At 68.1% G+C, this 25,840-nt stretch carries 23 protein-coding genes, 2 tRNA genes and 1 other RNA gene; 13 read left to right on the plus strand and 13 right to left on the minus strand.

The window, feature by feature from the left end; translation table 11 throughout:
* Genes kdpB through E6C70_RS03390 form a run of 4 tightly spaced genes read left to right on the plus strand, consistent with a single transcriptional unit; the run spans nucleotide 1 to nucleotide 5,974 of the window.
* Nucleotides 1-2,127, plus strand: a complete 2,127-nt coding sequence (gene kdpB / locus E6C70_RS03375; protein WP_136422216.1) for a potassium-transporting ATPase subunit KdpB — start codon at nucleotides 1-3, stop codon at nucleotides 2,125-2,127.
* A gap of 21 nt (nucleotides 2,128-2,148) precedes the next feature.
* Nucleotides 2,149-2,760, plus strand: coding sequence for a potassium-transporting ATPase subunit KdpC (gene kdpC / locus E6C70_RS03380; RefSeq protein ID WP_136422217.1), 612 nt, complete (start codon nucleotides 2,149-2,151; stop codon nucleotides 2,758-2,760).
* 2 nt (nucleotides 2,761-2,762) lie between these two features.
* The gene (locus E6C70_RS03385) at nucleotides 2,763-5,288 is read left to right on the plus strand and encodes a DUF4118 domain-containing protein (protein ID WP_136422219.1); all 2,526 of its coding nucleotides are present in this window, start codon (nucleotides 2,763-2,765) and stop codon (nucleotides 5,286-5,288) included.
* The gene (locus tag E6C70_RS03390; protein WP_136422221.1) at nucleotides 5,285-5,974 is read left to right on the plus strand and encodes a response regulator; all 690 of its coding nucleotides are present in this window, start codon (nucleotides 5,285-5,287) and stop codon (nucleotides 5,972-5,974) included. The genes E6C70_RS03385 and E6C70_RS03390 overlap by 4 nt, the downstream gene beginning before the upstream one ends.
* A gap of 25 nt (nucleotides 5,975-5,999) precedes the next feature.
* Here E6C70_RS03390 and rnpB read toward each other — a convergent pair.
* From rnpB to E6C70_RS17210, 4 genes are all read right to left on the minus strand, one after another.
* Nucleotides 6,000-6,375, minus strand: an RNA gene (gene rnpB / locus E6C70_RS03395) — RNase P RNA component class A.
* Between the two features lie 19 nt (nucleotides 6,376-6,394).
* Nucleotides 6,395-7,132, minus strand: coding sequence for a zinc ribbon domain-containing protein (locus E6C70_RS03400; RefSeq protein WP_136422223.1), 738 nt, complete (start codon nucleotides 7,130-7,132; stop codon nucleotides 6,395-6,397).
* A 46-nt stretch (nucleotides 7,133-7,178) separates the two neighbouring features.
* Entirely contained in the window at nucleotides 7,179-7,997 is an 819-nt protein-coding gene (locus E6C70_RS03405; RefSeq protein ID WP_136422225.1) for a Nif3-like dinuclear metal center hexameric protein, read from the minus strand.
* Nucleotides 7,998-8,056: 59 nt separating this feature from the next.
* Nucleotides 8,057-8,749, minus strand: a complete 693-nt coding sequence (locus E6C70_RS17210; protein ID WP_328590806.1) for a TetR/AcrR family transcriptional regulator — start codon at nucleotides 8,747-8,749, stop codon at nucleotides 8,057-8,059.
* 29 nt (nucleotides 8,750-8,778) lie between these two features.
* On the opposite strand from E6C70_RS17210, the gene E6C70_RS03415 reads away from it, so the two are divergent.
* On the plus strand, nucleotides 8,779-9,453 hold the full coding sequence (locus tag E6C70_RS03415; RefSeq protein WP_136422228.1) for a hemerythrin domain-containing protein: 675 nt from the start codon (nucleotides 8,779-8,781) through the stop codon (nucleotides 9,451-9,453).
* Between the two features lie 57 nt (nucleotides 9,454-9,510).
* Here the strand turns inward: E6C70_RS03415 and E6C70_RS03420 are convergent, their stop codons facing one another.
* Complete coding sequence (locus tag E6C70_RS03420) at nucleotides 9,511-9,948, minus strand: VOC family protein (protein ID WP_136422230.1); 438 nt, start codon at nucleotides 9,946-9,948, stop codon at nucleotides 9,511-9,513.
* Between the two features lie 83 nt (nucleotides 9,949-10,031).
* A tRNA-Val gene (locus E6C70_RS03425) sits at nucleotides 10,032-10,104 on the minus strand.
* A gap of 92 nt (nucleotides 10,105-10,196) precedes the next feature.
* On the opposite strand from E6C70_RS03425, the gene E6C70_RS03430 reads away from it, so the two are divergent.
* On the plus strand, nucleotides 10,197-10,886 hold the full coding sequence (locus E6C70_RS03430) for a hypothetical protein (RefSeq protein ID WP_136422232.1): 690 nt from the start codon (nucleotides 10,197-10,199) through the stop codon (nucleotides 10,884-10,886).
* On the opposite strand, the gene E6C70_RS03435 is transcribed toward E6C70_RS03430, so the two are convergent.
* The gene (locus E6C70_RS03435) at nucleotides 10,876-11,340 is read right to left on the minus strand and encodes a peroxiredoxin (protein ID WP_136422234.1); all 465 of its coding nucleotides are present in this window, start codon (nucleotides 11,338-11,340) and stop codon (nucleotides 10,876-10,878) included. The two genes, E6C70_RS03430 and E6C70_RS03435, sit on opposite strands and share 11 nt — an antisense overlap.
* Before the next feature lie 156 nt (nucleotides 11,341-11,496).
* Between E6C70_RS03435 and aceE the strand changes: the two genes are divergently transcribed.
* The 6 genes from aceE to E6C70_RS03465 all read left to right on the plus strand — a co-directional run bounded on the left by aceE (nucleotide 11,497) and on the right by E6C70_RS03465 (nucleotide 19,100).
* On the plus strand, nucleotides 11,497-14,223 hold the full coding sequence (aceE, locus tag E6C70_RS03440; protein ID WP_136422236.1) for a pyruvate dehydrogenase (acetyl-transferring), homodimeric type: 2,727 nt from the start codon (nucleotides 11,497-11,499) through the stop codon (nucleotides 14,221-14,223).
* Nucleotides 14,180-15,442 (plus strand): PucR family transcriptional regulator, encoded by a 1,263-nt coding sequence (locus E6C70_RS03445; protein WP_136422238.1) that lies wholly within the window; start codon nucleotides 14,180-14,182, stop codon nucleotides 15,440-15,442. Before aceE ends, E6C70_RS03445 begins: the two co-directional genes overlap by 44 nt.
* Before the next feature lie 88 nt (nucleotides 15,443-15,530).
* Nucleotides 15,531-16,445, plus strand: coding sequence for an ACP S-malonyltransferase (locus E6C70_RS03450; protein ID WP_136422240.1), 915 nt, complete (start codon nucleotides 15,531-15,533; stop codon nucleotides 16,443-16,445).
* Nucleotides 16,446-16,457: 12 nt separating this feature from the next.
* A complete protein-coding gene (locus E6C70_RS03455) occupies nucleotides 16,458-17,462 on the plus strand; it encodes a beta-ketoacyl-ACP synthase III (protein ID WP_136422242.1) in 1,005 nt (334 codons plus the stop codon).
* Nucleotides 17,463-17,521: 59 nt separating this feature from the next.
* Nucleotides 17,522-17,770, plus strand: a complete 249-nt coding sequence (locus E6C70_RS03460) for an acyl carrier protein (protein WP_056731598.1) — start codon at nucleotides 17,522-17,524, stop codon at nucleotides 17,768-17,770.
* Nucleotides 17,771-17,864: 94 nt separating this feature from the next.
* Nucleotides 17,865-19,100 (plus strand): beta-ketoacyl-[acyl-carrier-protein] synthase family protein, encoded by a 1,236-nt coding sequence (locus tag E6C70_RS03465; RefSeq protein WP_136422244.1) that lies wholly within the window; start codon nucleotides 17,865-17,867, stop codon nucleotides 19,098-19,100.
* Between the two features lie 86 nt (nucleotides 19,101-19,186).
* On the opposite strand, the gene E6C70_RS03470 is transcribed toward E6C70_RS03465, so the two are convergent.
* The 6 genes from E6C70_RS03470 to E6C70_RS03495 all read right to left on the minus strand — a co-directional run bounded on the left by E6C70_RS03470 (nucleotide 19,187) and on the right by E6C70_RS03495 (nucleotide 25,224).
* Entirely contained in the window at nucleotides 19,187-19,708 is a 522-nt protein-coding gene (locus E6C70_RS03470) for a DUF3145 domain-containing protein (protein ID WP_136422246.1), read from the minus strand.
* Nucleotides 19,709-19,862: 154 nt separating this feature from the next.
* Nucleotides 19,863-21,581, minus strand: a complete 1,719-nt coding sequence (locus E6C70_RS03475) for a bifunctional 3'-5' exonuclease/DNA polymerase (protein ID WP_136422247.1) — start codon at nucleotides 21,579-21,581, stop codon at nucleotides 19,863-19,865.
* Between the two features lie 54 nt (nucleotides 21,582-21,635).
* Nucleotides 21,636-22,721, minus strand: a complete 1,086-nt coding sequence (locus E6C70_RS03480) for a hypothetical protein (protein ID WP_136422249.1) — start codon at nucleotides 22,719-22,721, stop codon at nucleotides 21,636-21,638.
* Nucleotides 22,722-22,828: 107 nt separating this feature from the next.
* A tRNA-Ile gene (locus E6C70_RS03485) sits at nucleotides 22,829-22,902 on the minus strand.
* Between the two features lie 9 nt (nucleotides 22,903-22,911).
* Nucleotides 22,912-24,168, minus strand: a complete 1,257-nt coding sequence (locus E6C70_RS03490; RefSeq protein ID WP_235833254.1) for a glycosyltransferase — start codon at nucleotides 24,166-24,168, stop codon at nucleotides 22,912-22,914.
* An 87-nt stretch (nucleotides 24,169-24,255) separates the two neighbouring features.
* Nucleotides 24,256-25,224, minus strand: a complete 969-nt coding sequence (locus E6C70_RS03495) for a DMT family transporter (protein ID WP_407921019.1) — start codon at nucleotides 25,222-25,224, stop codon at nucleotides 24,256-24,258.
* 43 nt (nucleotides 25,225-25,267) lie between these two features.
* On the opposite strand from E6C70_RS03495, the gene def reads away from it, so the two are divergent.
* Nucleotides 25,268-25,834: a peptide deformylase gene (gene def / locus E6C70_RS03500; RefSeq protein ID WP_136422251.1), complete on the plus strand. Its 567-nt coding sequence runs from the start codon at nucleotides 25,268-25,270 to the stop codon at nucleotides 25,832-25,834.
* The last annotated feature ends 6 nt before the right edge of the window (nucleotides 25,835-25,840 follow it).

The following is a 25,840-nucleotide window of genomic DNA, read 5'->3' on the forward strand; positions in this document are numbered from 1 at the left end:
ATGACCACCATCTCCACGCGCCACCCGGCTGCGCCCTCCCGTGCGGGAGCAGGCACGTTCTCGCCCCGACAGTTGCTGCGTGCCCTGCCCGCCGCCGTGCGCAAGCTCGATCCGCGCTCGATGTGGCGCAACCCCGTGATGTTCATCGTCGAGGTCGGCGCGGCTCTGACGACCGTGCTCGCAGTCCTCGAGCCGTTCACCGGATCGGGCGCCGCTCTCGTCCCGACCTTCACGGCCGGGATCGCGGCGTGGCTCTGGCTCACGGTGATCTTCGCCAACCTCGCCGAGTCGGTTGCGGAGGATCGAGGCAAGGCGCAGGCCGCGAGCCTCCGCTCCACCCGTACCTCGACGCTCGCGCTGCGCGTTACGGGATACGACGAGAAGACGGATGCCGGAGCTCAGCAATCCGCCGTGACCGAGGTCTCCAGCGCCGACCTGCGTCTCGGCGACGTGGTGGTGGTCTCCGCCGGACAGGTGATTCCGGGCGACGGCGACATCATCTGGGGCATCGCGTCAGTAGACGAGTCCGCCATCACCGGAGAATCGGCGCCGGTGGTGCGCGAGTCGGGTGGGGACCGCAGTGCGGTGACGGGAGGAACCCGGGTGCTCTCCGACCGGATCGTCGTTGCGATCACGTCCAAGCCGGGTGAGACCTTCGTCGACCGGATGATCAGGCTCGTCGAGGGTGCCGCACGACAGAAGACGCCGAATGAGATCGCACTCAACATCCTACTGGCCGCCCTGTCGATCGTCTTCGTGGTCGTCGTGCTCACGCTCGGGCCGATCGCCGGCTACTCGGATGCCGCGCCCTCGGTCGCGGTGCTCATCGCCCTTCTCGTGTGCCTCATCCCGACTACTATCGGAGCCCTTCTCTCGGCGATCGGCATCGCCGGAATGGACCGCCTCGTGCAGCACAATGTGCTCGCCATGTCGGGCCGGGCGGTGGAAGCGGCAGGAGATGTCACCACCCTCCTGCTGGACAAGACCGGCACCATCACCTACGGCAACCGGCGCGCGTCGGAGTTCCTGGCCCTCACGGGTGTGCCCGCATCCGACTTGGTCGATGCCGCGCGGGCCTCCTCGACGAGCGATCCGACTCCGGAGGGCACCTCGGTGGTCGAGCTCGCCGACGAGCTGGGTGCGACCGTGGCCGATGCTGCTGACGCGACCGTGGTGCCGTTCACGGCGCAGACCCGCATGAGCGGCCTCGACCATCCGGACGGCGGTGCCGTGCGCAAGGGAGCCGTTTCCTCCATCACCGCGTGGGTCGCCGAGACCGATCCCCTCTCGGACGGTCTAGCGGCCGAGTTGGATGCCATCGTCACGGGCGTCTCCTCCAGCGGGGGCACGCCCCTCGCCGTAGCCGTCCGCGACACCTACGGTCATGCGCGCGTTTTGGGTGTCATCCACCTCAAGGACATCGTGAAGGACGGCCTCGTCGATCGGTTCGCGGACCTGCGTCGCATGGGCATCCGCACCGTCATGATCACGGGCGACAATCCGCTGACCGCCCGAGCGATCGCGGCCGAGGCCGGGGTCGACGACTTCTTGGCCGAGGCCACTCCCGAGGACAAGCTCGCGCTGATCCGACGCGAGCAGGAGGGCGGCAACCTCGTCGCGATGACCGGTGACGGTACCAACGACGCCCCCGCGCTCGCTCAGGCAGACGTGGGGGTGGCGATGAACACCGGCACGTCCGCGGCGAAGGAGGCCGGCAACATGGTCGATCTCGACTCCGACCCGACGAAGCTCATAGACATCGTGCGCATCGGCAAGCAGCTCCTCATCACGCGGGGGTCGCTGACCACGTTCTCGATCGCCAATGACGTCGCGAAGTACTTCGCGATCATCCCGGCGATGTTCGCGGCCGCGTTCCCGGGACTGGAGGCGCTGAACATCATGCAGCTGCACTCCCCCGCCTCAGCCATCCTTTCGGCGATCATCTTCAACGCACTCGTGATCGTCGCGCTGATTCCTCTGGCCCTGCGCGGTGTGCGATACCGCGCCGTCGGCGCCTCTCGCATCCTGCAGCGCAATCTGCTCATCTACGGGCTCGGCGGCGTCATCGCTCCATTCATCGGCATCAAGCTCATCGACCTGCTCGTGAGCATCATCCCCGGCTTCTAGCCACGAAAGGACTCGACTCCCATGTCAACAACGAACCGCGGCTCCTGGCGGCAGTACGCCGTTGCCATCCGCGCGATGATCGTCCTCACGATCGTTCTCGGGGTGATGTACCCGCTCGCGATCACCGTGCTCGGCCAGGTCGCCCTGCCGAGCCAGGCGCACGGCTCCCTCATCGAGCGCAACGGACAGGTCGTCGGCTCGAGCCTGATCGGCCAGTCGTTCACCGATCCCGACGGCACCGCGCTGCCGCAGTGGTTCCAGTCCCGCCCATCGGCCGCGGGAAAGGGGTACGAGGCCGGCGCGTCCGGCGGCAGCAACTACGGGCCGGAGAATCCCGACCTCCTGAAGGCGATCGCGCAGAGGAAGAAGGCGGTCTCCCAGCTCGACCGAACCGACCCCGGCCGCATCCCGGTGGACGCATTGACGGCGTCGGCCTCCGGTCTCGATCCGCACATCTCCCCCGCCTACGCCCTCGAGCAGGTGCGCCGTGTCGCTCGGGCGCACGGCCTTGATGAGGCCACTGTGCGCACGCTGGTCGAGTCTAGGATTCAAGGACGCGACCTCGGCTACCTGGGTGAGTCGACGGTCAACGTCCTCGAACTCAATCTCGCGCTGGCGGAGCTGGATCACTGACTATGGCACACGGTCGACTGCGGGTCCTCCTCGGTGCGGCGCCGGGCGTCGGCAAGACCTACGCGATGCTCGAGGAGGGTCACCGGCTGCGCGGGGCGGGCGTCGACGTGGTCGTCGCCGTCGTGGAGACGCACGGCCGGCGCGCAACCGCCGACATGGTGGACGACCTCGAGACGGTGTCGCGAATGCATGTCGAGCATCGAGGCATCCGTCTGGACGAGCTCGACCTCGAGGCGGTGCTCGACCGTGCGCCGACGGTCGCCCTCGTCGACGAACTGGCGCACACGAATGCACCCGGAACTCGTCACGCCAAGCGCTGGGAGGACGTCGAAGAACTTCTGGCGGCCGGGATCGACGTGATCTCGACCGTCAACATCCAGCACATCGCCTCGCTGAACGATGTCGTACAGCAGATCACGGGAGTCCCCCAGCGCGAGACGATTCCGGATGCCGTGCTGCGCCGCGCCGACCAGATCGAGGTGGTGGACCTGTCCCCGCAGGCGCTGCGCGATCGTCTCAGTGCGGGCGTGGTCTACCCGGCCGAGCGTATCGACGCCGCCTTGTCGAACTACTTCCGCCTCGGCAACCTCACCGCTCTGCGCGAGCTCGCGTTGCTGTGGCTGGCCGACGAGGTGGACAGTGCCCTGAAGCGCTATCGCGCCGAGCACGGCATCGACGCCAAGTGGGAGGCTCGCGAACGGGTCGTGGTCGCGTTGACGGGCGGCACCGAGGGTGAGACGCTGCTGCGTCGGGGCGCCCGTATCGCCGCGCGAGCATCCGGGGGCGCCCTCATTGCGGTGCATGTCGTCAGTCAGGACGGTCTGCGGAGTCCGCACCCCGAGACGCTCACCGCCCAACGCGCGCTCGTCGAGCAACTCGGCGGCAGCTATCACCAGGTCGTGGGCGACGATGTGCCGCGCGCCCTCGTCGACTTCGCCCGCGCCAGTGATGCGACGCAGCTCGTGATCGGCGTCAGCCGTCGTAGCCGGCTCACGGCGCTGCTGACCGGGCCCGGCATCGGGCAGACGGTGATTCGGGGATCCGGGGACATCGACGTCCACATCGTCTCGCACTCCCAGGCGGGCGGTGGCTTCGCCCTGCCCCGACCCACCGGAGGGCTCACGGTGCGTCGCCGGATCGCCGGCTTCATCGTCGCGCTCGTGGCCGGCCCCCTGCTGACGGCCCTGCTTGCCAGCACGCATACTCCGGAATCCCTCGCCAGCGACGTGCTGTCCTACCAGCTGGTCGTCGTCGTGGTGGCTCTCGTCGGCGGCTTCTGGCCGGCGATGTTCGCGGCAGTCCTCAGTGGCCTCAGCCTCGACTTCTTCCTCGTGGCTCCGCTCTACCGCATCACGATCAGCGAGCCGCACCATCTGCTGGCCCTCGCGCTGTTCATGGTCGTCGCCGCCCTGGTCAGCTACGTCGTCGACCAAGCGGCGCGACGCACGCGCAAGGCGGCGCGGTCAGCCGCCGAATCCGAACTGCTGGCCACCGTCGCAGGGAGCGTGCTGCGGGGTGACGACGCCATTCAGGCACTCGTCTCGCGGACGCGAGAGGCATTCACGCTGCTCGCGACCCGGCTCGTCGAGGACGGCGAGGTGATAGCGACTGACGGCCCTGTGGCAGGGCACGACGCCGACACGCCGAGTCAGTCGATGCCGGTCACCGATACGGCCGTGCTCGAGTTGTACGGTCGCGATCTCCAAGCGGACGACCGTCGGTTGCTCGCGGCGATCGTGGGGCAGCTCGCCGTCGCGCTGGAACACCGAGAACTCGTCGAGACCGCCGACCGCATCCAGCCGCTCGCTCGGGCCGATCGCGTGCGAAGCGCTCTGCTGGCCGCCGTCGGGCACGACCTGCGCAGGCCGCTCGCAGCCGCGACAGCGGCCGTCACGAGCCTGCGCTCAGCCGGCATCCGGCTCACGGATGCCGACCGCGCCGAGCTGCTCGATACGGCGGAAGGAAGCCTCGACGCCCTCGCAGGCCTGGTCGACAACCTTCTCGACGTCTCGCGCCTGCAGGCCGGTGTGCTGGGCGTGAGCCTGGCCGATGTCGATCTGGACGGCGTCGTGCCGGTGGTGCTCGATGAACTCGGACTCGCACCGGGCAGCGTGCAACTCGACCTCTCCGAAACCGTCGGCGCCGTGCGTGCGGATGCCGTTCTGCTGCAGCGTGCCCTCGTCAACCTGGTCGCGAACGCCGTGCGGTTCTCGCCCGATGGTCATCCCCCGCGAATCGCCACGTCGGCGTTCGGCGGCGCAGCTCAGGTGCGCGTGATTGACAGCGGCCCCGGCATCCCCGCCGATCGTCTCGACGACGTCTTCGTGCCTTTCCAGCGACTCGGGGACACCGACAACCTCACGGGAGTCGGGCTGGGCCTGGCTCTCTCGAAGGGTTTCGTCGAGGGAATGGGCGGCAGCCTCGACCCCGAGGACACTCCCGGCGGCGGGCTGACGATGGTCATCTCGGTTCCGCTTGCCCAGGAAGCGGAAGCCGTGACCCCGCGAGCATCGGAGGTCCCGGAGTGAGGATACTGATCGCCGACGACGACCCGCAGATCCTGCGCGCGCTGTCCATCACCCTCGGCGCGCACGGCTACGACGTCGTCACCGCCCGCGACGGCCGGGAGGCGATCGGAGCCGCGGCATCCGAGCACCCCGACCTGATCGTTCTCGACCTCGGTATGCCGGAACTGACGGGAATCGAAGTGATCGAGGCGGTGCGCGGTTGGTCGACCCTGCCGATCCTCGTGGTGTCGGGCCGGCACGATTCCGGGGACAAGGTGGACGCCCTCGACGCCGGGGCCGACGACTACGTGACGAAGCCGTTCGCTGTCGACGAGCTGCTCGCACGCGTACGCGCCCTCACGCGGCGCGCTGCTCCGACACTCGACTCGCCGACTGCGCGGCTGGGTGCGGTGACGATCGATCTTGCCGCCCATCTGGTGCTGCGGCGCACGAGCGACACCGAGGAGGTCGTACGTCTGACACCGACGGAGTGGCGCATGCTCGAGGTGTTCGCGAAGAACCCGAACCGCCTCGTGACGCGCGAGCTGTTGCTCACCGAGGTCTGGGGACCGCAATACACGACCGACACCGGTTATCTGCGCCTGTACGTCTCGCAGCTGCGCAAGAAGCTCGAACCCGACGCCGCCCGGCCGCGCTACCTGCTCACGGAGGCGGGGATGGGATACCGATTCTCCCCCGACGAATGAGATGACCGCATCTGCTCAGAAGGGATGAGTGGGCCGGCTGATACGCCGGGTTCTGTTCACCGCGCGCTTGCGCACTCGCGGCTGGACGGCCATCTCTCTCGGCGACACGTTGCCGTGCCGCTCCAGCGGCCTACCCGGGAACGGGACGAGCAGCCCCATCGTTCCCTGTCTGACCTTGCTCCGGGCGAGGTTTACCGAGCCGACCGTGTCACCACGGCCGCTGGTGGTCTCTTACACCACCGTTTCACCCTTACCCTCGGCCGAAGCCGACGGCGGTCTGTTCTCTGTGGCACTGTCTCGCGGGTCACCCCGGGTGGGTGTTACCCACCGCCCTGCTCTGTGGAGCCCGGACGTTCCTCGGCATCCGTCTGCACGGATGACGCGACCGTCTTGCCGACCCACTCGGGCCTCAGCCTACCTTCAGATGCCGGACTCCTCCGTGCGCAGCAGGATGCGGCCGCAGTCTGGGCAGAAGATGACGTCATCGTCGGCCGCCTTGCGGACGGCCTCCAGGTCTGCTCCGGTGATCGTCATGGTGCAGCCGGTGCACGTGCGGGCCCGCATCTCCGCCGCACCCACGCCACCGCCGAGCGCCCGGCGCTTGTCGTAGAGGGCCGTCAGTTCGGCGCCGACACCCTCGGCGATCGCTGCGCGGTCGCGCTCGGCCTCGGCACGATTGGCGGCGGATGCCTCACGTGCCCTTTCCCGCACCTGTTCGGTAGCGCTGGTCTCGTCCACGATCTCCGCGCGCTCGGCCTCGATGGCTGAAACGACCGCCTCCTTCTCCTCGACGCGCTCCATGACCGTCAGCTCGATGTCCTCGAGGTCGCTGCGCCGTTTCGCGAGGCTCGCCAGTTCGGCCTCGAGCCCCTGGATGTCCTTCATGGACGACGTCCCCTGCAACCGAGCCGTGTCGCGGGCCACCCGCGCCTCCACCATGGCGACATCCGATTCCAGCCGGCCGAGCTCGGTGCGCGAGTCGTCGAGGTCTCCGGTGGCGGCGACGAGGCGCCTGCGGACATCGTCGGAACGGGCCGACAGGGCAGCCAGCGCGGCATTCTGCGGCAGGTTCGCCAGTTGGCGGTCGATCTGCGCGATGCGGGTGTCGATGGTCTGCAGGCGCAGGAGTTCGCCCTGCTCGCTCGGACTGGCCTTCACTCGGGAGCTCCTCGGAGTAGACGGTGTGGAGAGGTGGGGTCGCCCATCAGACGATCACGAAATCCCACGGATCGGTGCGCAGTTCGCTCACCGCGATCTCGACGTCCGGTAGAGCCGAACGCAGCTGAGCGGCCGCGACATCGAGCCACAGCCATTCGCTCGCCCAATGGGAGACGTCGATGAGCGCGGGACCGCGTCCGGTCAGTGTCGCCTGCTCTCGCGCCTCGGACGCCGGGTGATGGCGCAGGTCCGCAGTGATGTAGACGTCCGCGGCGCGGACGGCGGGATCGGAGAGCAGCGAGTCTCCGGCCCCGCCGCAGAGGGCGACGCTGGAGACCTCCCTGTCGTAGTCGCCGGAAACTCGCACACCGGTTGCCGTCGCCGGCAGGATGTCGCCGAGAGCGCGTGCGAGCCGCCCCAACGTGATCGGCTCCGCGAGCCGCCCGATGCGACCGAGTCCGGCCCCCTCGACCAGACCCGGCACGATGGGCATCGTGTCGAGAAGCCCCAAGCGGCTCGCGAGCACACCCGACGTTCCGTCCTCGACGACGTCGGCGTTCGTGTGGGCCGCGACCAAGGAGCAGTCCGCCCGAATCAGGCGGGCGATCAGCGCACCCTTGTAGCGGTCCTCGGCCACGCTCGTCACTCCGCGCAACAGCAAGGGATGATGGGTGAGTAGGAGGTCGGCCTCCGTCTCGATCGCCTCATCGACGGTCGCAGCGACCGCGTCGACGGCGAGCAGGATCCGCTCGACCCTCGAAGCGGGATCCCCCGTTACCAGGCCAGGGGCATCCCACTCCTCCGCGCCATCGACGGGCCAGAGTTCGCCCACGAGTTCCAGCACGTCGGTCAGGGAGGATGGCACCCGCCCAGCCTACCGTCGGCCGATCCGGCGCGGCTCGGTGGCCATGTGTGCCGCTGCCATCACCGCGGGGCGCCGCCCCGTCGCCGGACATCGAGGTCCAGCACGGTCGCCATGAGGGTGGCGATGAACCACGACCGCAACCGCTCCGGCGTCCAGCCCCAGTCGAGCACCATGAGCTGGTAGGGGTCGAATCCCATCAGGAGGGCGAGCGTCGCGACGTGCTGTTCTCGGGGGCCGGCACGCAGAAGGCCCCGTTCCGCCAAGAGATCGATGCCCGCCCGGAGCGCGCTCTCCCGGCCGGCTGCGGCCGTCGCGTAGGCCGCACGGGCGTCGGCGTCCACGGATGCAGCCGCGGTCAATGCCCGCCACAATCCGATGTTGCTCTGTTGAAAATCGATCACGTAGTCCGCCCATCCGTTGACCATCGCGATCGGATCGGGCTCGGCCAGGATGCGCGCTGCTTCAGCTTCCGCCTCGGCGGGACCGGCGCCCTCCACTCCGCCGAACCGTCGCTCCAACGCGGCCATCAGCAGTGACCCCTTCGGCCCGTTGGCTACGACGAGCTTGGTGGTCACCCCCGCTCGCGCGGCGATGTGAGCCAGCGTGGTCGCAGCGTAACCGTGCTCGGCGAAGAGATCGGCGGCAGCCTCGATGATCCGCTGGCGCGAGTTCGCAGCAGCGGCCCGCCGTTTGGAGGTGTCGTAGCTTCTCGGCGAACTCTTGCGCGGAGCGTCCGCGTCGTCTATCTTCACATTCAATAGTCTATAACTAAAGAATTGCGATGACCAACGAAGTGGCGCCCACCATCGGGTGCGACACGCAGGGCATGCGGCTGGTGCACCGGGTCTTCCGCGCCGTGTTCGCGGACGGCCCCTGGCTCGTCGAGGACGTGGCGATCGGTGACGATCGCCGGAGGCGCCATGTCGCAGCCCACCTGAAGGAACTGGCGCTGGCACTGCACCATCACCACGAGACGGAGGACGAGCTGCTGTGGGACACGCTCACCCGCCGCGCTCCGGGATGCGCGCTTCACGTCCAACTGATGAAGACCCAGCACGCGAGCATGGCCGAGATCCTCGCCGAGGCCGACGAGGCACTCCCCGCCTGGACCACCTCCGGGACCGAGGCCGATCGTGAGCTCGTGCACGCCGCCATGGTCGGGATCGACCAGCTGCTCGGCATCCATCTCGGCGACGAGGAGACCCTCATCCTTCCGGCAGCGGGAGAGACGATGAATCAACGCGAATGGGACAAACTCGGCGAATTCGCGCGCCGCACCACGCGCCCGGCGATGTTGTTCCCGCAGCTCGGCTTCATGCTGCAGTCACTGCCACCCGGTGAAGGCGACAGATTCATGCGCGAGACCCTGCCAACTCCTGTGCGGGTCCTGTGGCAGGTCGTCGGCAAGGGCCAGTACCGCCGCTACCGCGGCCGGATCTACGGCACGCGCGCGTGACGCCGACGGGGATTGGCGGACTCAGCTGCGGCTGAGGGCTCAAACATCCGTCTGTCGTCAGTCGGACTCGACCAGTTCGATGAGATTGCCCTCCGGATCCGCAACATAGGCCATCAGCTTCGACGGGTCCGGTGACGGAGACGGCGGCATGTGAGAGGTCGCCCCGGCCGCGATGAGGCGACCGTGCACCGAGTGGACGGCACTCGCCGACGGCACGGCGACCGAGAAGTGCTTGATGCCGGTGACGTCGTGCTGGTTGTCGGGGTCGTAGACGGGCCCCCGGGTGACACCCTCGCGATGGAACAGCTCCAAGCGCAGGCCGGCCTCATTTCCCAACCACACGAGCGTGAAGTCGTACTCCCTCGAGTCGAGCCTCCACTGCTCCTCCAATCCGAGAGCTTCGGTGTAGAACGCTATCGCCGCATCGAGGTCGAGCACGTCGATACCGACGTGGTGGAAGCGAACGGATGGAGACGCTGACGGAGAGGAAGCCATGATCGCACCGTAGTGAGCGCGACCGTCAGCGTCCAGCCATGGCGCTGGAGCGCGGCCCTCGGCCTCTGGTCCCCCGGAGGATGTGGGCCCTACCGGGCTCGAACCGATGACATCCACGGTGTAAACGTGGCGCTCTACCAACTGAGCTAAAGGCCCCGCACGCGTGCGGCGTCCGTCAATGGTAGCGGAGCGCATCCGTCGGCGGTGACAGCACGACCAGCGGCCCGCCCGCCCCTAGACTCCCGTCCGTGGATCAACATGAGTCGCGCAGTGCGCGCATCGAACACCGCTGGCCGGCGGTCATCGCCCTGATCGTCGCTCTGGCCCTCTACGGGGCCCTGCCGAATGATCTCATCACCGTTCAGCGCTACGTGACCGTCGCCATCGGCATCCTGCTGCTGATCCCCCTCATCGTGTTGAACCCGCACCGGTTCAACCAGCAGACCAAGTGGTCGCGCATCGTCTCGCTCACCCTGGCGATCGTCGTCGTCGTGTCCAACCAGATCACTCTCGTCTCGCTGGTCTTCGTGCTCATCGACGGCCACGCGAAGGGGCCGTCGCTGCTCCAGTCCGCCCTCCAGGTCTGGGTGGCCAACGTCATCGGGTTCGCGCTGCTGTACTGGGAGATCGACCGTGGCGGTCCGGTGGTGCGAACGATGGCCAAGCGCAGCGAGCTGCCTCCCGCCGACTTCCGTTTTCCCCAGGACGAGGATGACGACACGATCGTCGAGGTGGCAGCCGGATCGTCGCTCAAGTCGGACTGGACCGCGAGCTTCGTGGACTACTTCTACTTCTCGCTGTCCAACTCGATGGCCTTCAGCCCCACCGACACCATGCCGCTGACCGCGCGGACCAAGCTGCTGATGTCGCTGCAGTCGTTCGGAGGATTCGTCATTCTGGCCCTGGTGATCGCGCGGGCTGTCAGCCTCATCGGCTGAGTTCGGCGAGAGCTTCCCGATACTGCTCGAGGCTGCGCGCCGTGCCCGGCTCGGTGACGATGCTGGCGCGAACGACTCCGTCGCCGTCGATGAGAAATGTCGCGCGATTCGCGAACCCACGCTCGCTGAGGAACACGCCGTAGCGCTGGGCGACCTCGCCGTGCGGCCAGAAGTCGGCCAGCAGCGAGAAGGAGAAACCCTCGGCCTCCGCCCACGCCCGCTGTGCGTGCTTGGAGTCGACCGAGACGCCCAGGAGTTCGACGCCGCGCGCAGCGAACAGCTCGATGTTGTCCCGCAGCTCGCACAACTCCCCCTCGCAGGTGTGCGAGAACGCCATCGGGTAGAACACCAGCGCCACCGCCGATCGCCCGCGGTAGGAGGACAGCGACACCTCTTGGCCGTACTGGTTCGACAGCGTGAAGTCGGGGGCGATGGATCCGATCTCGATGACCATGCGAGCACTCTAAGCGGCTGGAAGGCCGAAGCGAACCGTCGGTACCGTCGGCGAGAATAGACTCAATAGGATGGCGACGTGCGTGAGCCGCAACCCGGACTCGTCTGTCGCACCACATTCCCCACGGCTGGACCAGCCCCAAGAGAGAGGTCGAGTGTGACCGTCAACGACCAGGATCCGTACTCCGTGACGAACGCCGACTCCGACCCCGAAGAGACGGCCGAGTGGACCGAGTCCCTCGAGGCTCTCGTCGCAGCCGAGGGCCACGGTCGGGCTCGCGAGATCATGCTGAGCCTGCTCCGGCGCTCCAAGGAACTCCACCTGGGCGTGCCGATGGTCCCGACAACCGACTACCTCAACACGATCGCGCCCGAGAACGAGCCGGCCTTCCCCGGCGACGAGGACATCGAGCGCCGCTACCGTGCCTGGATCCGCTGGAACGCGGCCGTGCTCGTGCACCGCGCGCAGCGGCCCGGGATCGCCGTGGGCGGTCACATCTCGACGTACGCGTCATCCGCCGCCCTGTACGAGGTCGGCTTCAACCACTTCTTCCGCGGCCAGGACCACCCGGGCGGCGGCGACCAGGTCTTCTTCCAAGGGCACGCCTCCCCCGGCATGTACGCGCGCGGCTTCCTCGAGGGGCGTCTCTCGGGCAACCAGCTCGACGGCTTCCGTCAGGAGAAGTCGCACGCCCCCGACGGCCTGCCCTCCTATCCGCACCCCCGTCTGCTGCCGGAGTTCTGGCAGTTCCCGACGGTGTCGATGGGCCTCGGCCCGATCAACGCGATCTACCAGGCTCAACTGAACCGCTACCTCACCAACCGCGGCATCAAGGACGCCAGCGACCAGCAGGTATGGGCGTTCCTCGGTGACGGCGAGATGGACGAGGTCGAGAGCCGCGGCCAGCTGCAGGTCGCCGCCAACGAGGGGCTCGACAACCTCAACTTCGTCATCAACTGCAACCTCCAGCGGCTCGACGGCCCGGTGCGCGGCAACGGCAAGATCATCCAGGAGCTCGAGAGCTTCTTCCGCGGTGCCGGCTGGAACGTCATCAAGGTGGTCTGGGGCCGCGAGTGGGACGACCTGCTGGCCCGGGACACGGATGGCGCGCTCCGCACGCTCATGAACGTCACTCCCGATGGTGACTACCAGACCTACAAGGCCGAGTCCGGCGCCTACGTGCGCGAGAACTTCTTCGGCCGCGACCCGCGTGCCCTCGAACTCGTCAAGGACCTCTCCGACGACCAGATCTGGAACCTCAAGCGCGGCGGTCACGACTACCGCAAGGTCTACGCGGCGTTCAAGGCGGCCAGCGAGCACAAGGGTCAGCCCACCGTCATCCTCGCCAAGACCATCAAGGGCTACGGGCTCGGCCCGAGCTTCGAGGGCCGCAACGCGACCCACCAGATGAAGAAGATGACGCTGGACAACCTCAAGACGTTCCGCGACGCCATGCGCATCCCCATCACGGATGCGCAGCTCGAGGAGAACCCGTACCTCCCGCCGTACTACCACCCGGGTGAGCAGGACGAGGCGATCCAGTACCTGCACGAGCGTCGACGCGCCCTCGGCGGCTACCTGCCCGAGCGCCGCACGAAGCACACGGCGATCTCGTTGCCGGACGATTCGGCCTACGCGATCTCCAAGAAGGGCTCCGGCACGCAGGAGATCGCCACCACGATGGCGTTCGTCCGCCTGCTGAAGGACCTCATCCGCGCGAAGGACTTCGGCAACCGCATCGTGCCGATCATCCCCGACGAGGCTCGCACCTTCGGCATCGACGCGTTCTTCCCGAGCGCCAAGATCTACAACCCGAACGGCCAGCACTACACGTCGGTCGACCGCGAGCTCCTCCTCGCGTACAAGGAGAGCCCGCAGGGCCAGATCCTCCACGTGGGCATCAACGAGGCCGGCGCCTTCGCCGCGTTCACGAACGTCGGAACGTCGTACTCGACGCAGGGCGAGCCGCTCATCCCCGTCTACGTGTTCTACTCCATGTTCGGATTCCAGCGCACGGGCGACGCCATGTGGGCCGCCGGCGACCAGATGGCGCGCGGCTTCATCATCGGCGCGACCGCGGGCCGCACCACGCTCACCGGTGAGGGACTGCAGCACGCGGATGGGCACTCGCTCGTCCTGGCCGCGACGAACCCCGCCGTGCTGGCGTACGACCCGGCCTACGGCTACGAGATCGGGCACATCGTGCGCGCCGGCCTCGATCGCATGTACGGCGGCGAGCACACCGACCCCAACGTCATGTACTACCTGACGGTCTACAACGAGCCGCTGGTGCAGCCGGCCGAACCCGAGAACCTCGACGTCGACGGCCTCGTCAAGGGCATCTACAAGCTCTCGGACTCGTCGGTCCAGGGCCCGAAGGCCCAGCTCCTGGCGTCCGGTGTCGCCGTCCCATGGATCATCGAGGCTCAGAAGCTGCTCGCCGAGGACTGGGGCGTGTCGGCCGACCTGTGGAGCGTCACGTCCTGGTCGGAGCTGCGTCGCGACGGCCTCGCCGCCGAAGCGCACAACTTCCTGAACCCCGACGACGCTCCGCACGCGCCGTACGTCTGGAACAAGCTCGCCGGCTCGCCTGGGCCGTTCGTCGCCGTGACGGACTTCTCCCACCAGGTGCCCGACCAGATCCGCCAGTTCGTCCCCGGTCAGTACGCGACCCTCGGCGCCGACGACTTCGGCTTCTCCGACACCCGCGCAGCGGCACGCCGATTCTTCAAGATCGACGGACCGTCAGTGGTAGTGCGCACGCTGGAACTTCTCGCGTCGCGCGGCGAGGTCGACCGCGGGCTGCCCGCCCAGGCCATCGCCAAGTACAGCCTGCACGATGTCAACGCCGGCACCACCGGCTCAGCAGGAGGCGAGAGCTAAACCGGTGGCGCAGAAGCCGCGTACCAAGCCGGAGACGCTCGCCTGGCTCCGCACCATCTCGGGCGAGCTGTCGACCGCGACGCTCAAGCGTCTCGACGACACCCTCCCGTGGTACGGCGGCATGCCTCCCGGTCGGCGCTCCGCCGTGGGACTCGTCGCGCAGGCGGGCATCAGCTCGTTCATCTCCTGGTACGACGACCCGAAGTCGACACCCTGGATCGCCGCGGACGTCTTCGGCGCCGCTCCGCGCGAGCTGCTCCGGTCGGTGAGTCTCCAGCAGACGCTCCAGCTCATCCGCGTCGTCGTCGAAGTCGTGGAGGACCGCGTCAAGAGCGGATCTGAGGATCTCCGCGAGGCGATCCTGCTGTACTCGCGGGAGATCGCCTTCGCGGCGGCGGATGTCTATGCCCGCGCGGCGGAGGCTCGAGGACTGTGGGACGCCCGACTGGAGGCCCTCGTCGTCGACTCGATCCTCTCGGGCGAGTACGACGACGAGCTCCCGAGCCGCATCGCAGCGCTCGGCTGGCACGGACACGGGGCCGTCGCCGTGCTGGTCGGCACGACGCCTCGCATGCTCGACGTCGACGTGCTGCGCCGGGCCGCCCGGCACATGACCGCCGACGTGCTCATCGGAGTACAGGGCAGCCGACTGGTCCTCGTGATCGGACGGGCGGCGCCCGCCCGACCGGACAGCGACAACGCGGAACCGGCCGAGCCGCAGATCTCCTTCATGGAGATCGCCAGCGGCCTCGCTCCACATTTCGGCGACGGCCACCTGGTGCTCGGGCATGAGGTTCCCGGTCTGGTCGACGCGTCGAAGAGCGCACGGGCCGCCCTCGCCGGCTTCGCGGTGGCGCGTGCCTATCGGGCGAACGACCGCCCCATCCAGGTGGATGACCTGCTCCCCGAACGTGCCTTGGCGGGCGATCCGCTCGCCCGCGCGACCCTCATCCACCGCATCTACCAGCCGCTGCGCAACCACTCGGTCGAGTTGCTCAACACGTTGTGGACCTACCTCGACAACGGTCGTTCGCTCGAGGCGACGGCAAGAGAGCTGTTCGTGCACCCCAACACCGTGCGCTACCGGTTGAAGCGCATCTCCGAGATGATCGGCTGGGACGCCACCGGCTCGCGCGAGGCGCTGATCCTGCAGGCCGCGCTCATCCTCGGAGCCATTCAGGACCCCGAACTCCCCCGGCGATCCGAACCCACACGCTGATCGCGGTGTTCGACACCGACAAAGGATTTCGACATTCCTTGATCGCTATCGACACACGCTCCCCGCATGCCGTTGGCAGACTAGACGGATGATCGTCGTCGTGTGCCCCGGTCAGGGCTCGCAAACTCCCGGATTCCTCACCCCGTGGCTGGCCTCTCCCGAGAACGTCGCGCTCCTCTCCGACTACTCGCAGGCCGCCGGCCTCGACCTCGCCGCTCACGGCACGACCTCCGACGCCGAGACCATCCGCGACACCGCGGTAGCCCAACCGCTCATCGTCGCTGCGGGACTGCTCGCCCTGAACGCGCTGCGTGCGGCAGGCGCGACCATCGACGGCATCGCCGGACACTCGGTCGGTGAGATCACAGCGGCGGCCGGAGCCGGCATCCTCTCCCCCGACGACGCCATGCAGTTCGTGAGCGAGCGCGCCGTGGCCATGGCTCAGGCCGCCGCCGCGACCCCCACCTCGATGAGCGCGGTGCTCGGTGGAGACGCCGACGACGTGGTCACTCGAGCCGAGTCGCTCGGCCTGCAGGCCGCCAACTACAACGGGGGCGGTCAGATCGTCATCGCCGGGGCGACAGATGCGCTGGCGCGGCTCGCCGACGAGCCCCCGGCGGGCGCCCGCGTCATTCCCCTGCAGGTGGCCGGGGCATTCCACACGCGCTACATGGAGCCCGCGCGCGAGTGGCTGGCCGGCGCGGCTGGCGCGTTCGCCACAAGCAACCCGACGCTGCCCGTCTGGACGAACAACGACGGCTCCCGCGTCGAGTCGGGCGCTCGGTTCCTCGAACTGCTCGTGGGCCAGGTCGCCTCGCCGGTGCGGTGGGACCTGTGCATGGATTCCTTCAGCGCGGCCGGCGTGACCGGCATCATCGAACTCGCCCCGGCAGGCGCTCTGGTGGGGCTCGCCCGTCGAGGACTCAAGGGCGTGCCGTCCGTGGCCATCAAGACTCCCGACGACATCCCAGCCGCCATCGCGCTCATCGAGCAGAACGCCTAGACCGGAAGACCCATGACGACACCCCATCTCACGCAGGCGACCGGACCGGCCCACACGCGCATCTATGCGATGGGAGCCGCACGAGGCGACCTCATCGTTCCGAACGACGAACTCGTCGGCCCGATCAACTCGTCCGACGAGTGGATCCAGCAGCGCACCGGCATCGTGACCCGCACCCGCGCCTCTGCGAACGTGCTCGCCGTCGACCTGGCCACGGCGGCTGCCGCGGAGGCCATCGAGAAGTCGGGTGTCCCCGCATCCGACATCGACCTCGTCATGGTCGCCACCATCAGCAACGTGCAGCAGACGCCGTCGATCGCCGCCGTCGTGGCGGATCGGGTGGGATCCAACCCCGCTGCCGCCTACGACCTCAACGCCGCCTGCGCCGGGTACGCCTACGCCGTGGCTCAGGCCGACGCGCTCATCCGGGCCGGAGCGGCCCACTACGCGCTCGTCATCGGCGCTGAGAAGCTCTCGGATGTCGTCGACCCGACCGATCGCTCCATCTCCTTCCTGCTGGGTGACGGAGCGGGCGCCGCGGTCATCGGGCCGAGCGACTTTCCCGGCATCTCCGCGACCGTGTGGGGCAGCGACGGCTCGAAGGCCGACGCCGTCGGCATGAACGGCACCCTCATCGAGTACCGCGACGGCGAGGCCGAGTGGCCGACGCTCCGCCAGGAGGGTCAGACGGTCTTCCGCTGGGCTGTCTGGGAGATGGCCAAGGTCGCCAAGCAGGCCATCGAGGGCGCCGGGATCACCGTCGACGACCTGTCCGCCTTCATTCCCCATCAGGCCAACATGCGCATCGTCGACGAGTTCGCCAAGCAGCTCAAGCTCCCCGCATCCGTCGTCATCGCCCGCGACATCGAGTCGACCGGCAACACCTCGGCTGCTTCGATCCCGCTCGCCGCCCATCGACTGCTGCAGGGTCATCCGGAGCTCTCCGGCGGCCTCGCCCTGCAGATCGGCTTCGGGGCCGGACTCGTGTTCGGCGCGCAGGTCGTCGTTCTTCCCTAGCCCACGACCGCCCTAAACTGAGTGACGGTCAAACGATAACCCCCTTGAGGAGACACACCATGGCATTGTCCACCGAAGAAGTTCTTGCCGGCCTGGCCGAACTCATCAACGACGAGACCGGCATTGCAACCGACACGGTTGAGCTGGACAAGTCCTTCACCGACGATCTCGACATCGACTCCATCTCGATGATGACGATCGTCGTGAACGCCGAAGAGAAGTTCGACGTCAAGATCCCTGACGAAGAGGTCAAGAACCTGAAGACCGTCGGCGACGCCGTCGACTTCATCGTCAAGGCCCAGGCCTAGTCAGACCCCTTTCCGCCGGGCCGCATCGCCACCACGATCGGCCCGGCATGGGGGCACCATGCCCCCGGATCCCTCCCTGGAGAGTTCGACCGTTATGACCAAGAAGATCGTCGTCACCGGAATCGGTGCCATCTCGCCCCTCGGCGCAACAGCCGCTGACAGCTGGGCGGCACTGCTGGCCGGCGAATCGGGTGCGAGCGCCCTGCTGCAGCCCTGGGTCGAGGAGCTCGCCCTGCCCGTGAAATTCGCCGCGCAGTCCCGGGTGCTCGCCTCCGACCTGCTGGAACGCCACGAGACCAAGCGACTCGATCCATCGAGCCAGTTCGCGCTCATCGCGGGGCGCGAGGCGTGGGCGGATGCCGGACAGCCCGAGGTGGAGCCCGAGCGCCTCATGGTCGACTGGTCCACCGGCATCGGCGGTGTCTGGACGCTGCTCGATGCCTGGGACACCCTGCGCGAGCGTGGCCCCCGGCGCGTGCTCCCGATGACCGTCCCCATGCTCATGCCGAACGGCCCAGCGGCTGCGATCGGCATGGACCTGCACGCGCGCGCCGGCATCCACACCGTCGTCTCGGCGTGCGCCTCGAGCACGGAGGCGCTCGTCAACGCCTACAACCACATCCAGTCCGGACTCGCCGACGTCGTCATCGCGGGCGGGTCGGAGGCGGCCATCCACCCCCTGCCGATCGCCTCCTTCGCGGCCATGCAGGCCCTGTCCAAGCGCAATGACGAGCCGGCGACAGCGTCGCGACCGTACGACATCTCACGCGACGGGTTCGTCCTCGGCGAGGGCGCGGCAGCACTCGTCGTCGAGACGGAGGAGCACGCCAAGGCGCGAGGCGCACACATCTACGCCGAACTCGTCGGTGGCTCCGTCACGAGCGATGCATACCACATCACCGCGCCCGACCCCGAGGGCTCCGCTGCCGCCCGCGCCATGAAGGCCACCATCGAGGGCGCCGGCGCATCCGTCTCCGATGTCAACCACATCAACGCCCACGCGACCAGCACGCCGGTCGGGGACATCGCCGAGTACAACGCGCTGCGTCGGGTGTTCGGCGACGCTGTCGACAGCATTCCAGTGAGTGCCACGAAGGCGTCGACGGGCCACCTGCTTGGCGGTGCAGGCGCCATCGAAGCACTGTTCACGGTGAAGGCGCTGCAGGAGCGCGTCGCTCCGCCCACGATCAACCTCACCCAGCAGGATCCCGAGATCGGGCTGGATGTCGTCACCGCTCCCCGCGAGTTGGGAGCAGGCGACCTGTTCGCCATCAGCAACTCGTTCGGTTTCGGCGGCCACAACGCCGTCGTCGCGTTCCGCAACGTCTGATCGTCGGCGTCATACAGAAGGCCCGCGCGGTACTCCGCACGGGCCTTCTGCCTGTTCCCCCCGGTGACGAGGTGGTCGGTGGGGCCTCAGCCCACGTTGTGGAGCCAGATGACCGGCGTGTGGTCGGAAGCGTGACGAAAGACATCGAGCTCGTCATCCCAGGCCTGGCCCAGGGCGAGACGCAGCTCCCGGTGCAGGTCGATAGCGTTGACCCCGGCGTTCTCCATGGCCGAACGGATGCGATCCTCCGAGATCACCACGTTGCCCGCGCTGTCGGTCTGCGCGAAGAACACGCCGAGGTCGGGCGTGTGCATCCAGCGCGATCCATCCGAACCGGGTGACGGGTCCTCCGTCACCTCGTACCGCAGGTGCTCCCATCCGCGGAGGGCAGAGGCGATGGCCGCGCCGTCGCCAGCCGACCCCTCCCAGTAGAACTCGGCGCGCTGCGCGCCCTTCATGACGGGCTGGTCGGCCCACGAGAAGTTCACGGCCCGCCCGAGGGCGCGGCCAGCAGCCCATTCGACGTGAGGGCACAATGCCTTCGGGGACGAATGGACGAACAGGACTCCCCGCGCAGGGTGGGCCTGCCGGGCAGTGGAAGCCGCCATGGTGTTCTCTCCTTCTTCGAGGTGCGTCTTCCCCAACGACCTCGACCGGGATACCACGGCGTGCTGCGTGTGAACTTGTGCGGCCGAAGCCGATAGGGCGATTATGCCGCACCGCTGCCGTGAATCACAACACTGTCATTCAGCGGGTCGCACCTCACCCCTTGGCCTCGCCGTAGTGGTCGACCACGCCGATGCCGAGAGGGAAGTCGACCGGGAACTCGCCGAACAGCAGTCGGCCGGCGCGACGGGCGGATTCCTCGAGGATCGCAGCAACCCGGTCTGCGTGCTCCTCGGGGGTGTGCACGATCACCTCGTCGTGGAGGAAGTAGACCAGGTGCGGGGCATCCGCGAAGCCGGTTCCTGCAAGCCCCAGAGAGGCGTCCGTCCGGGGAATCGCAGCGAGAGCCCCACGCAACTCCGCCATCCAGCAGAGAGCCCACTCCGCAGCGCTGGACTGGACAACGAAGTTGCGGGTGAACCTCCCCCAGTCTCGTGCGGAGCTGCGCGCGCGGCGTTCGTCGGCGGGGGTGGCGTCGGGATCGCTCGCCTGGCGCTGCGTCTTCAGCCAGCCCTCGCCCGGTCGCGGTGACGAACGACCGAGGCGCGAAGTGACCACCTCGCCACGCTCGCCGGCGCGGGCCGCCGTCTCGACGTAGGCGATCGCCCTCGGGTAGGCCCGAGCCAGTCGCGGCATCAGCCGGGCGCTCTCACCCGACGTGGCCCCGTACATAGCACCGAGCATGGCGATCTTCGCGTGCTGGCGGGTGTCGACGGCGCCAGCCGCGACGATTCCGGCGTACATGTCCACTCCGTGCCCTGCTGACGCCATCGCGGTGTCGCCGGAGAGGCCCGCCAGAACACGCGGCTCGAGCTGGGCCGCATCGGCCACGACGAGCTTCCATCCGGGGTCTGCACGCACGGCGGAGCGCACCTGCTTGGGCAACTGGAGCACTCCCCCGCCCCGAGCGGCCCAGCGGCCGGTGACCACCCCGCCCGGGAGGTATTCGGCGCGGAACCTTCCATCCCGCACCCACGCGTCCATCCACGCCCATCCGTTCGCGGCGAGGAGCCGGGAAAGCTTCTTGTATTCGAGCAGCGGCGGAACGACCGGGTGATCCAGCTCGCGGAGCTCCCACGCCCGAGTCGAGTCGACCATCGCGCCCGTGCGCCGCAGCGCGCGCAGAACGTCCTGAGGTGAGTCCGGATTGAGCAGCGGATCCTCGAGGGTCGCACGGATGGCGGATGCGAGCACCTCCATCCGTTGCGGTCGAACGCCCGGCCCGACCCGAGGACCGAGGAGCTCCGTCAGCGCGGTGTCGTGCACGGCGCTGCTCCACGGCAGGCCGGCGAACCGCATCTCAGCGGCGATGAGCGCGCCGGCGGACTCGGCGGCGAGCAGCAGGCGGAGTCCGCCCGGCTCATCGGCCGAGGTGATGGCCGCGAGTTGACGCCGCAGTTCGTCGACCGTCTCCGTGAGCCGGTCGGTCGCCAGGTCGTCACGCCCGACATCGTCGCCGAGATCGAACAGGGCCTCGTCACCGGCGCCTGAGGCGTCGTCTGCCTGTTCGGCGGACGACCACGCCCCCGCCCCTCCCTCCACCGGCGCGTTGACGCGCGCGGAATCGCGGAGGATAGCGTGACAGAGCCGCAGGTCGTGGCAGCGCGCGACGCGAAGACCCGCCTCGAGCAGACGCGGATACCAGCGCGCCGTGTCATCCCAGACCCAGCGCACCTCGGAGGCCGGAAAGGTCTCGACCGACCGCACGAACGCCCCCAGGTCGCCGACCCGTTCGGGGTCCCCCGCCGCCGATCCGTCGTCGTTCAGGCGATGAGCGGTGAGACCGCTCTGAGCACGACCGACGACGATGAACACCCGTCCATTATCTCGAAGAGATGTTCGAGCGTCGGGATGCCATCCCGAGTCGCGTCAGCGCGAGAGTGCGACGGCGTCCGCAACCTGGCCGACAGCCGATCCGAAACCCTGCTCGGTGGGTGCACTCACCGACACGAGGCTGCCGCCGACAGGTACGTAGGCGACGCACCCATCCCCCGGCACGCAGCTGCCGATGACGGACGGGTGACCGGGGACGTCCAACGCGACGAGCGGCGGATACATGTAGTTGACCTTCGGAGGGCTCTTCAGCATCTCGGGGAATGCCCAGCCGCCGCCGGGAACGATCGCCACGGAGTAGTTCCCGTCCGACCACGAACACGCGACCATGCCGGCGCGTTCCTGAGCGAGGAGGTCGGGCGTCAATGGGTCCAGCTGCGACGCAGAAGGATCCACCGTCGCACCCGGTTCACTGAACGCGGCCTGAATCACGGCAGTCGCCGGCGCTTCGTCGTCGCAGAACCGACCCGAGACGGCGTCGGACGGGCGGCTCCACGGTCGGCCCGCCGCCGGCGCTGCTGTTATCGTGCCGGCGAGGGAATCGAGCAGCTCACGTGCACTGTTCTCGATCGTCGCCCGACTCGGAGCCCCGTCGGGGCCGTTGGAACTCAGGTAGGCGTGCGCCCAGTATCCATGACTCAGGAGGTTGAGCCGGCACACGCCGTAATCTCCGCACAGGTACTCGGAGGTGTCACCCGCTGTGTAATCGACCGCACCGTCGTCGACCTGCGTGACGTTGGTGGCGTAGTCGGCCGCCGCGTCCGCGATCACGTCGAGATCGATCGTGACATCCCAACTGTTGTCGGTCTTGGATTCGCCGCCCCAGACGCAGTTCAGAAGGCCGCTGTCCAGCGCCGCGACACTCTGGTAGCTGCTGACAGCGGCCTGGTCGACCTTGAGGGTCACGCGCGAGCCGAGATAGCCGGATGCCTGATCGTTCGTCAACACCCCAGCGCAGGTGACCGCCAGAGTCGGCATCGGATCGGATACGGCCTCCGGAGTCGCCGTCGAGGACGGCGCCGCCGTCGGTGTGGGGTTCGTCACAGGCTTCCCCGTGCTACACCCCACCAGACCCACCACCAGCACGGCACCAGCGCCCAGGGCGCACACCGTCGTCGTCATGTGCGCTCTCATTTGTCATCACCCTATCCGTCGGAACGCCGAGAGCGAGTCCCTCGAAAGGGGCGGTCGATGATGTGCTCCGCCCGGGCGCGACGTGTGGGGAGAAGTAGGGCGGATGGGACTTGAACCCATGACCGACGGATTATGAGTCCGCTGCTCTAACCGGCTGAGCTACCGCCCCGTGGGGTGCCTACTCGGGCACCACCGTGATGACCTCCGTCACCGGGTCGGTCACGGCGTCACCACGATACAGGCTCTCGAACGTGGAGATCGTGCGCTGGATGTCGTGGGGCGCGATCAGCTTGCGAGAGGCCTTCTTCATCCGCTCGAACTCCTCGGGCGATGCGGTGAGGACGTCCTCGAGCTTCGCCGCGAGGTCGGCGACGTCACCCGGAGCGAAGAGGTGGCCGTTCTCGCCGTCGTGCACCAGGTGCGGGAGGGCCATCGCGTTCGCGGCGACGACGGGCAGCGCCGATGCCATCGCCTCCATGGTGGCGATCGACTGCAGCTCGGCGATGGATGGCATGGCGAAGACGGATGCCCGCGTGTAGCAGTCCCGCAGTTCGTCATCCGTCACGTAGCCGAGGAAGGTGACCCGGTCGGCGATGCCGAGCTCCCTCGAGAGCGTCTGCAGGTTCTTCAACTGGTCGCCGCCGCCGACGATGTCGAGCTTGACGTCGAGGGAGGCCGGGAGGGCTGCGATGGCCTTCAGCAGAACGTCGATCTGCTTCTCACCGGTCACGCGGCCGACGAACAGCACCCGGTTCTCGGTGCGAGGCTCCCAGGACGGCGTGTAGCGCTGGGCGTCGATGCCACACGAGATGGCGTGAACGCCGTGCAGGCCGGTCGATCGCTCGAGGAACTCCGCGGCCCGCTTAGTGGGCGTGGTCACAGCCTCGGCGCGGGCGAAGGAGCGACGGGCGGCCTTCCACGCGAGCCCGATGGCCCACTCCTGCCAGGCCTTGGGGATCATCGTGAACTCGAGCATGTTCTCGGGCATGAAGTGGTTGGTGCCGATGATGCGGATGCCGCGCTTCTCGGCCTCGACCGAAAGCCCGCGACCGACGACGATGTGGGACTGGAAGTGCACCACGTCGGGCTTCACCTCGTCGATGATGCGCGCGCTGTTCTGCTTGATGCGCCAGGGCATGGCGAAGCGCAGCCAGTCGTGCGGATACCAGCGCAGGCTGTAGAGACGGTGGGCCGTCACCTTCTGGCCCTCGTACTCCTCCGTCCACGTCCCGTGCTTGCGACCGGCGGCGGGAGCGACGATGTGCACCTCGTGGCCCCGCGCCACGAGTCCGGACGCGAGCCGCTCCGCGAATCGAGCGGCACCGTTGACGTCGGGTGCGAAGGTGTCGGCGCCGATGATGACGCGCAGCGGCCGTGTCGCGGTCTGCGAACCGTCCGCGTCTGCGGACTGCGGCGAACCGTGCGTGTCACTCAAATGGGAGTCCCCTACGTTCTCGGCCGGGAGGGTGTCATCCGGCGGGAGCAGTACTGCGCGCTGGTGGCTGCGCGGTAGCAGCCTATTCTAGACCGGCTTGATCACGCGCTCGCCGGACGGCGGAGCGTCGATCACGTCGTCGACGAGTTGCTGAGGATGGACCCGTGAGAGCAGGAAGACGCCCCAGATCGCTATGACCCCGGCCACCGCGAAGGCGATCATCGCCCACAGCGGCGCCTGCGACGCCTCGCCGAGGACGACGATGCCGATGGTCACGGCGACGAGCGGGTCGACCACCGTGAGCCCCGCTATGACGAGGTCGGGCGGACCGGAGGAGTAGGCGTTCTGAACGAAGTACGCCCCGACTCCGGCTGCGAGGAGTAGGCCGAGCAGGCACACGAAGGTGAGCCACTCGAAGTTGCCGTTCTGGACGCGGTTGATGACCACCTTGGCGAGGGTGGCGACGAAGCCGTAGAGAACGCCAGCGCCCAGGATGTAGAACAGCGCCTTGAACCGACGACGCAGGAAGATGAAGGCGGCGGCGAAGACCAGGAGGACCACGGCCAGGATGATGAGGATGATGATGAGGTCATCCGTCTGAACCGGCTTGTCGATGGCGGTGAAGGCCGCGATCGTCACGAACAGGCCGACGCCCCCCACGCACATCGACACGGCGATGATCGACGCCCGGTTGAGCCCCTTGTGCGTGACGCGGGCGTTGATGATCGAGGTGATCACGAGCGCCACCGCGCCGAGCGGTTGGACGACGATGAGCGGCGCGAGCGACAGGCTGATGAGCTGGAGCAGGATGGCGAGACCCAGCATGGAGGTGCCGAGCACCCACGACGGTCGCGCGATGAGCAGGCCGAGCTGCTTGACATTGAGCCCGCTGTCAGAGTGGGCGGTGCTCTTCTCGACCTTCACGACGCCGCGGTGCTGCAGCTGGGCGCCGACCGACATGAAGACCGCACCGACGAGCGCGATGAAGATGCCGAGCACCTGGCGGGGATCCTGCGTGAAGACCTGCGCTACGTCGTCGATCGGATCGGTGAACACCACGGTTCGACCCTAACCCGCGCTTCGCCGATATTCTCGAAGAATGGCCGTTCGACCCATCCGGATCACCGGTGACCCCGTACTTCACGCTCCCGCCGTTCCGGTGACAGCCTTCGACGACGACCTGCGCGAACTCATCGAGGACCTGTTCGAGACCATGGACCTCGCTCCGGGTGTCGGCCTCGCCGCACCGCAGGTGGGCGTGCCGTTGCGGGTGTTCACCTACGCCTGGACGGGTGAGGACGGCGTGCGCGTGCGCGGAGTGGCGATCAACCCGGTACTCTGGATCAGCCCTGTCCCCGCGGGCGTGCCCGACGAGGACGACGAGTCGGAGGGATGCCTGTCGTTCCCCGGAGAACGGTTCGCGCTGCGTCGAGCGGAGTCGGCCATCCTGCAGGCTCAGGACGCGGACGGCGCGTCGTACGAGCTGCGCGCCGACGGATGGCTGGCGCGCATCCTGCAACACGAGTACGACCACCTCGGCGGCGTGCTGTACACGAACCGGCTCGACTACGACGACCAGCGCGCGGTTGCCAAGATCACGCGCAAGCGCGGCTGGGGCGTTCCGGGCAGGAGTTGGATGCCGGGCGTCGAACACCCCGAGGGCTGAGTCGCC

This window comes from Orlajensenia flava (assembly GCF_004801905.1).
In the GTDB taxonomy this organism is placed as follows: domain Bacteria; phylum Actinomycetota; class Actinomycetes; order Actinomycetales; family Microbacteriaceae; genus Orlajensenia; species Orlajensenia flava.